This is a genomic window from Kribbella sp. (assembly GCF_035687465.1).
GTDB lineage: Bacteria > Actinomycetota > Actinomycetes > Propionibacteriales > Kribbellaceae > Kribbella.
Genome location: NZ_DASRXP010000657.1, coordinates 1 through 7,358, shown reverse-complemented (window position 1 = coordinate 7,358; position 7,358 = coordinate 1). Strand labels below are relative to the sequence as shown.

6 protein-coding genes and 1 pseudogene are annotated in these 7,358 nt (G+C 67.7%); 3 read left to right on the top strand and 4 right to left on the bottom strand.

What is annotated here, in order from left to right:
• Both VFG33_RS35150 and VFG33_RS35145 read left to right on the top strand, forming a co-directional pair.
• A pseudogene (locus VFG33_RS35150) lies at window positions 1–956 on the top strand (cytochrome c oxidase subunit I); the annotation flags it as partial.
• Window positions 957–1,048: 92 nt separating this feature from the next.
• Window positions 1,049–2,512, top strand: a complete 1,464-nt coding sequence (locus tag VFG33_RS35145) for a glycosyltransferase family 87 protein (RefSeq protein WP_325057339.1) — start codon at window positions 1,049–1,051, stop codon at window positions 2,510–2,512.
• Here the strand turns inward: VFG33_RS35145 and VFG33_RS35140 are convergent.
• Window positions 2,509–3,438 carry a threonine ammonia-lyase gene (locus VFG33_RS35140; RefSeq protein ID WP_325057338.1) on the bottom strand — a complete coding sequence of 310 codons (930 nt, stop codon included), beginning with the start codon at window positions 3,436–3,438 and terminating at the stop codon, window positions 2,509–2,511. The two genes, VFG33_RS35145 and VFG33_RS35140, sit on opposite strands and share 4 nt — an antisense overlap.
• 75 nt (window positions 3,439–3,513) lie before the next feature.
• Here VFG33_RS35140 and VFG33_RS35135 point away from each other — a divergent pair, with 75 nt between their 5' ends.
• Window positions 3,514–4,299, top strand: coding sequence for a class I SAM-dependent methyltransferase (locus tag VFG33_RS35135; protein ID WP_325057337.1), 786 nt, complete (start codon window positions 3,514–3,516; stop codon window positions 4,297–4,299).
• On the opposite strand, the gene VFG33_RS35130 is transcribed toward VFG33_RS35135, so the two are convergent.
• The 3 genes from VFG33_RS35130 to VFG33_RS35120 form a co-directional block, all read right to left on the bottom strand.
• Window positions 4,296–5,054: a hypothetical protein gene (locus tag VFG33_RS35130; protein WP_325057336.1), complete on the bottom strand. Its 759-nt coding sequence runs from the start codon at window positions 5,052–5,054 to the stop codon at window positions 4,296–4,298. The genes VFG33_RS35135 and VFG33_RS35130 overlap by 4 nt on opposite strands.
• Before the next feature lie 229 nt (window positions 5,055–5,283).
• The gene (locus tag VFG33_RS35125; protein WP_325057335.1) at window positions 5,284–6,141 is read right to left on the bottom strand and encodes an ATP-grasp domain-containing protein; all 858 of its coding nucleotides are present in this window, start codon (window positions 6,139–6,141) and stop codon (window positions 5,284–5,286) included.
• A 5-nt stretch (window positions 6,142–6,146) separates the two neighbouring features.
• A partial coding sequence (locus tag VFG33_RS35120; protein WP_325057334.1) for a glycosyltransferase 87 family protein occupies window positions 6,147–7,358 on the bottom strand: 1,212 nt, incomplete at its 5' end.

The window sequence follows — 7,358 nt, the reverse complement described above, 5'->3', positions numbered from 1 at the left end:
CCTTCTTCGGCATCATCACCGAGATCCTGCCGGTGTTCAGCCGCAAGCCGGTCTTCGGCTACATCGGCCTGGTCGCGGCGACGCTGGGCATCGCGGCGCTCTCGGTGGCGGTGTGGGCGCACCACATGTTTGTCACCGGCGCGGTCAACCTGCCGTTCTTCTCCTTCATGACGTTCTTGATCGCGGTCCCGACCGGGGTGAAGTTCTTCAACTGGATCGGCACGATGTGGGGCGGCTCGGTGTCGTTCGACACCCCGATGCTGTGGTCGGTGGGCTTCCTCACCACCTTCCTGTTCGGCGGCCTGACCGGCGTCATCCTGGCTTCACCTGCCCTGGATTACCAGATATCGGACTCGTACTTCGTGGTCGCGCACTTCCACTACGTCGTCTTCGGCACCGTGGTGTTCGCGATGTTCGCGGGCTTCCACTTCTGGTGGCCCAAGATGACCGGCAAGATGCTGGACGAACGGCTCGGCAAGATCACCTTCTGGACGCTGTTCTTCGGCTTCCACGGCACCTTCCTCGTCCAGCACTGGCTGGGCGTCGAAGGAATGCCCCGCCGGTACGCCAACTACGGCCCGGCTGAAGGATTCACCGTGCTTCACCAGGTGTCGACCGTCGGAGCCATGGTCCTGGGGCTCTCCACGCTGCCGTTCCTGTAAAACGTCTACAAGTCGAGCCGGACCCCTCGCGTCGGGCTGGACGACCCGTGGGGCTGGGGTCGCTCGCTGGAGTGGGCGACCAGTTCACCGCCGCCGCGGCACAACTTCCTCTCGCTGCCGCGGATCCGGTCCGAGAGCCCCGCGTTCGATCTGCACCATCCGGACATCGCGAAGATGGAGTACCTGGACAGCGGCGCGCCGCCGGACAACCTCCTCGACGCCGGCGACGACGAGGGCCGGTTGGAACACCTGGAGGAGCAGGCGGACCGCAAGCGGTCGGACGACCAACCCTGACGAGCCGCCTCGGTGTCGGTTGCACATGGTGAGGAGGTTCCTGGGTAACCTGGCGGGCGCCGCCTGACCGGCGGTCGACCGGATAGGAGACGATGTCCACCGTGACCTCTCGACACGCCCAGGACACGCAGGCCCGGCCGACCCCTTCGGAGGTCGATCCCGCGGTCGCCGGTCTGACGGCGGGCCTCGGTGGTCCGACCGGGCGGTTCGCCCGGCTGAGCTCCTCCTGGTGGACCCCACTGCGTATCGCGCTCGCGGTGTGCACGATCACCTTCGCGCTCGGCGTACTGCAGAAGGCGCCCTGTATGGAGGCCGGCTGGGACCGGCAGAGTTGGCGTCCGTTCAAGGCGCTGTGCTACTCCGACATCGGCTACCTCTACCAGGAGCGCGGCTTCGCCGAGGGCAACCTGCCGTTCCTGGACACCGGCAACTACCCGGTGCTGGAGTACCCGGTACTGACCGGTGGCTTCATGGAGGTCGCGGCACAGATCACCTGGGTGTTCACCGGTGATCCGAAGCAGGACGTCACGGTCGAGCAGAAGCGCGACACCGCCGGCGTCTTCTTCATCGTCAACGTCGCGATGCTCTTCCTCTGCGCCCTGCTCCTGGTCGGCCTGACGGTCGCCACCGCACGAGGTGTGGCCAAGCGTGCCGGCGCGGCCCGCGGCCAGCCACTCGATGCCCTGTACGTCGCTGCCGCGCCGGTACTGGCCTTCACCTCGACGATCAACTGGGATCTGTTCGCCGTCGTGCTCACCGCGGGAGCGATGTGGGCGTGGTCCCGGGGGAAACCGATCTGGTTCGGGATCTTGCTCGGCCTCGGGACGGCCGCCAAGTTCTACCCGTTCCTGCTGCTCGGGCCGCTGCTGATCGTCTGTCTGCGGGGCCGCAAGCTCTGGCCCTGGTTCCAGGCGACGGTGGCCGCGATCTTCGCCTGGGGGCTGGTGAACGCGCCGATCTACCTGCTCGCCAAGAACGAGTGGATGTCGTTCTGGGTCTTCAACGACGAACGCGAGAGCGACTACGGCTCGATCTGGTACGTGCTGAAGCTGGCGGGCCACGAGGTCGCCGACGTGAACCGGCTGAACATCGTGATCTTCGCCGGGCTCTGCCTGTCGATCGCGATCCTCGGCATGATGGCACCGCGGCCACCCCGGTTCGCCCAACTGGCGTTCCTGGTGGTCGCCGCGTTCCTGCTGGTGAACAAGGTGTACTCACCGCAGTACGTGCTGTGGCTGTTGCCGCTGGTCGCGCTGGCCCGGCCGAAGCTGCGGGACTGGCTGATCTGGCAGGCCTGCGAGTGCTTCTACTGGATGATGGTCTGGCTGCATCTGGCCCAGTTCCTGGCGCCCGGGCAACCCGATCAGCCGGACAAGATCTACTGGTTCTCGGTGGTACTGCGGATGGCCGGCACGCTCTGGCTGATGCTGGTGGTGGCCCGCGACATCCTGCTCCCGGAGAACGATCCGGTCCGCCAGGGTGACCTGCTCGACGACCCTGGCGACGGCGTGGTCTCAGACCTGCCACCTCGCCGTCTGGACCCCGCCGGGGTTTAGAGCTGGAGCTTGGAGACGTCGAGGTTGCCACCGCTGACGACGGCGGCGGTGGTGCCTCGGAGGTCGATCTTGTTCTCGAGCAGGGCGGCGAAGGGCGCGGCAGCGGCCGGTTCGAGGGCGAGTTTGGTGCGGGACATGACCAGCCGGGTGGCTTCGATGAGCGCGTTCTCGCTGACCCGGACCACCTGGTCGACGTACTGGCTGATGATCTGGAAGTTGTGCGTGCCGCACAGCGGCGCGGCTAGGCCGTCGGCGACGCTCTTCGCGGTCAGGAGTCGCTGCGGAGCGCCAGCCTCGAGGCTACGGCTGACCACGTCGGCGGTCTCGGGTTCGATGCCGATGACACGGGTGCCGGGCTCGAGCAGCTTGATCGCGAGGGCGACGCCCGAGATCAGCCCGCCGCCACCGACCGGGACGAGCACGGTGTCGAGGTGCGGACGATCCTCGAGCAACTCCAGGCCGAGGCTGGCGTGCCCGGTGATCACGTCGAGGTCGTCGAACGGGTGCACGCCGGTGAGCTTGCGCTCGTCCCGGATCGCCTCGTACGCCGCGATCAGGTCGCCCTCGACGAGTTCCACCTGAGCGCCGTACGCGCGGGCTGCCTCGATCTTGGCCGGGACGGCCGTCTTCGCCATCACCACGGTCGCCGGTACGCCGGCGTCGCGCGCGGCCCAGGCGAGGGCGCCCGCGGCGTTGCCGGCCGAGACGGTGATGACGCCGCGCTCGCGTTCCTCGGGGGTGAGCTGGAGGGTCTTGTAGAGCAGACCGCGGACCTTGAAGCTGCCGGTCTTCTGGAACAGCTCGGCCTTGAGCGTGAGCGAGGCACCGAAGATCTGGTCCAGGGCCGACGATTCGACCATCGGCGTGCGATGGATCCGCCCCTCGAGCTGAGCAGCGGCCAGACGAACATCCTCGAGACTCGGCATGGTCTGAGCCTAGTTCGGTGTCTGCGCTGGGCAGATTCGGGTAGTGGGGTTGCGGTGGGCTGGGACAGTGGAGGGATGGCGTTGGGGTTTCGCGGTGAAGTGGCTGGGTTCTACCGGCAGTACCGGCGTGGGTATCCACCGGCGGTGATCGACAGTCTGGTCGAGGCCTTTGCCCTGACCCGGGACGACGTCGTGGTGGATCTGGGCTGCGGCACCGGCCAGTTGGCGTTCCCGGTCGCGGACCGGGTCCGCGCGGTGATCGGGATCGATCCGGAGCCAGACATGCTGTCCGAGGCCCGGACCGGTGCGGGCGATCGGGGCAATCTCAGCTGGATGGTCGGCGCCGACACCGACGTCCCGGCGCTCGGGGCATTGCTCGGCAAGGAGTCGCTCGCGGCCGTCACGATCGGCCAGGCACTGCACTGGATGGACCACCAGCGACTCTTCCACGACCTGCTCCCGTTGGTCCGGCCGGGCGGGGGAGTGGCGGTGGTGACCAACGGGACACCGCTCTGGCTGCAGGACAGCGGCTGGTCGCGCGCACTCCGGCGGTACCTCGAACTGTGGCTGGACACCGAGGTCAGCGCGACCTGCGGCACCGACGAGGAGAGCCAGAGCCGGTACGCCGAGAGCCTGCAGGCGGCTGGTTACGAGGTAGGCCGGGCCGAGTTCCACTACGACGACCAGCTGGATCTCGAACGAATCATCGGCGGCGTCTACTCGGCCCTCCCGGTCGACCTGCTCCCACCGGTGGAGCAACGGTCCTACTTCGCCAAGCAGGTATCCCGTGCCCTCACCGAGCACACGCCGTACCGCGAAAGCGTCCGCGTCACCATCCTGACCGGAACCCGAGTCAGCTAGGCGATGATCGTGTAGCCGTAGGGCTTCAGGACGGCGGCGGTGACGGGGCCGAAGACGCCGTCGGCCTTGAGTTTGAAGCGGCGCTGGATCTTCTTCGTCATCGCCTGGAAGTGCAGGTGCCACGGCGTCCCGGGCGCCGGCCTGGTCTCGGCCTTGCCGATGGCGGCGATCTTGGGGTGCGCGGCCCACGCGAGCACCTGGGCGCGGTCGGCACCCCAGACGCCGCTCATCCCGTCGTGCACCCGGGCATACGCCATCGCGCCGAGCGAGATCGTGGTGTTCGGGCTCGGCTTGCCAGGCTTGGCGGGGATGTTCTTCAGGTAGAGCTCGTACGTCATCCCGTAGTACCCGGCCGGCCCGTCGTCCTTGCCGCGGTTCGCCAGTCCGTTGCGCAGCCGGCGATACTCCAGTGCCTGGTTGGCGGCACCCCGTGACAAGTCCTTGTCGCCGATCGCGATGGCGTGGATGTGGTACGGCCAGTCGCCCTGCGACGGGGTCCGCAGCCAGGCCGCGAATCCCACCTGGCGCAGAGCCAGTACGACGGCCTTCCGCTGCGCTGTGGTCAGTCCGACAGCCCGGATATCGGCCGCTCCACCGCCGTCGTGGGTTCCGGCCGACGCCGCCACCCCGCCCTTGTTGTACGAGCCCTGCGTGATCACGAGCTGCCGCTTCGCCAGCTTCTCGGCGGCCTGCAACATGCTGACCGTTCGCTTGTTCAGGTGACAGCCGCGCCAGCTCATCCTGGTCTCAGACATCAGGACTCCCGAGAATCTCCTCGGCGTCCTCAGCCGCCCCGAGCGCTTCCAGCTCGTCCAGTTCCTCATCGGTCATGTCGTCGAAACTCTGCATTATGTCGCCCCCAAGACGGTCCCGCGGCCGCCTCCTGGCCGCGGGGAATCTCCTCAGGTTAGGAGCGTGCTGAAGAGCTTTCCAAGGGCTCGGAACCGCTTGTGCACCAAGGGGAAGCGGAACGTACCCGAGGGGTCACCGTACGTTTTCGGCGACAACCGCGGCGAGTTTCTCGTTCGCGGCCGGGTGGTCGGGGAGGAAGAGGTAGGGCTCGATCAGTTCGAGCTCCATCAGCAGGAAGCGGCCCCCGCTGACGATGCCGTCGACGCGGGCGTAGGCAGGCGGGATCCGGGTGTCCACAGCCGCGAGGGCCGCGGTCGCGCCTTCCAGTACTACGGTCGACGGCTCACGCAGTACGGCCGATCCGCCCAAGTGCTGCTGCACCAGGAAGTCGCCGGCGGCCGGGCGCTTCAGCACCGTGTGGGAGTAGGTGCCGCCGATGAAGATCACGGACCACTCGCCGTCCGCCTGGATCTCCGGTTGGAACGGCTGCACCAGATACACGGCATCCGGCAGGTCGTCGATCGCGCGGGTCAGCTCCTCCGACCCGGCGATGCCGCGCACGGTGTTGTGGGCGCTCGCACTGACGGTCGGCTTGACCACGATCTCCTGGCCGTTCAGACCGGCGACCACCTCGCGCAGGAGCGCCCCGGCGGCCACTTGGGACGGGACGATCCCGACACCCTTCTCGCGCAGTTCCAGCAGGTAGCGCTTGTCCGAGTTCCAGCGGACCAGGTCGGTGTCGTTGAGAACCCGGACGCCGGCCTTGTCGAGGAGCCCGAGCCATTCGGTGAACTCGACGTACCGGGTGTGGTAGTCCCAGATCGAGCGCAGCAGGACCGCGTCGTACGCGGACCAGTCCACCGACGGGTCGGTCCAGACCTCGGCCACGGGGGCGAGGCCGGCGGCGCGGAGGGCGTCGACCAGCGGTAGATCGTCCTCGAAGAGGTCCGGAAGGTCGGCGCACGTCGCCAGTGCGATGCGAGTAGTCACGCCGTTCAGTGTCGGAGGGCCGCGGCGAGCGAGTCAAACCGGTTTGAGGCGGTCGCTTGGTGACGGACGGTGATGGTGAGGGTGACGATGAGCGCCGCGGTGAGGTGGATGAGGCCCTGCCGCAGCTCGTGCCCGAAGCTCGCGTAGGCCAGATAGGCGGCCAACGGTACTGCGAGCCATTCGAACCGCCCGGCCAGTACTGCGAGCGCGATCAAAGGAAGTCCGTACCAGGGGTAGGTCGGGGTGGTGATCAACAGCGCGGCGCCGTACAACCAGCAGCAGGTGACGGCGATCGGCTCCCGTCCGTGCCGGTGGATCGCGAGTAGTGCGAGCGCGATCGCGAGGAGGACGGCGGCGAACTGACGGGCCTCAGGAGGCAATAGCAGCGCGAGAATCGCCGATCTGGAGCTTCCGTCGGAGAAGCCCTCCTGGGTGAGATAACCGGGCAGGAAGCCGACTACCAGGGTGCCGGCGACCAGGAGATGCGGGAGGTAAGACGCCAAGAAGGTGCCGATGGCAACCAAGGGGGTGCGGAGGTTCTTGCGGTGGGTGAAGGCTGGGAGGAGGAGTAGGGGGAGCAGCTTCACGCTGGCTGCGGCTCCCAGGAGAAGTCCGGCGAGGACTGGTTTGCGGCGGGTGGCGAGGATCGCCGCGGCGACGATCAGGAGGGCGGCGAGGACGTCCACGTGGGCGGCGCTGCCTGCCTCCAAGGACACAATCGGTGACCAACCCCACAGTGCGGCCCAGCGTGGGTCGCGGCCGCGGCGCCTCAACTCGACGGCAAGTAGTGCTGTCAGCGCGACAGCGAGTGCGGCGGCCGCTACTTGGAGTCCGACGGTGCCGGCAGACGACGGGGTGAAGAGGGCGACGGCGGTGAAGTAGGCCTGGGCGACGGGTGGGTAGATGGTCGGCACGCGCGGGCGGTTGATGCGGGTGCGGGGATCGTCGGTCGAGAGCGCCGCGATAGCGGCCGGATCGTGCGGCACTCTGGGTGGTCCGACTACTCCAGATCTTTCTGAAGGTGAGAGTCCGGGGAACAGCACAGGATCCCGCAACCGCGCCAAAGCGTCGTCGAGCGGCACATGTGAGTACGGCGAACTGCCGGACAACTGCACCCGCCCGTCCCAGACGTACCGGTAGGCGTCAGTACTGGTGATCGGCGGATGCGTGAGTCCCGGCACCTGACACAACGCCGCGACCGCCACCAAACCCAGTAC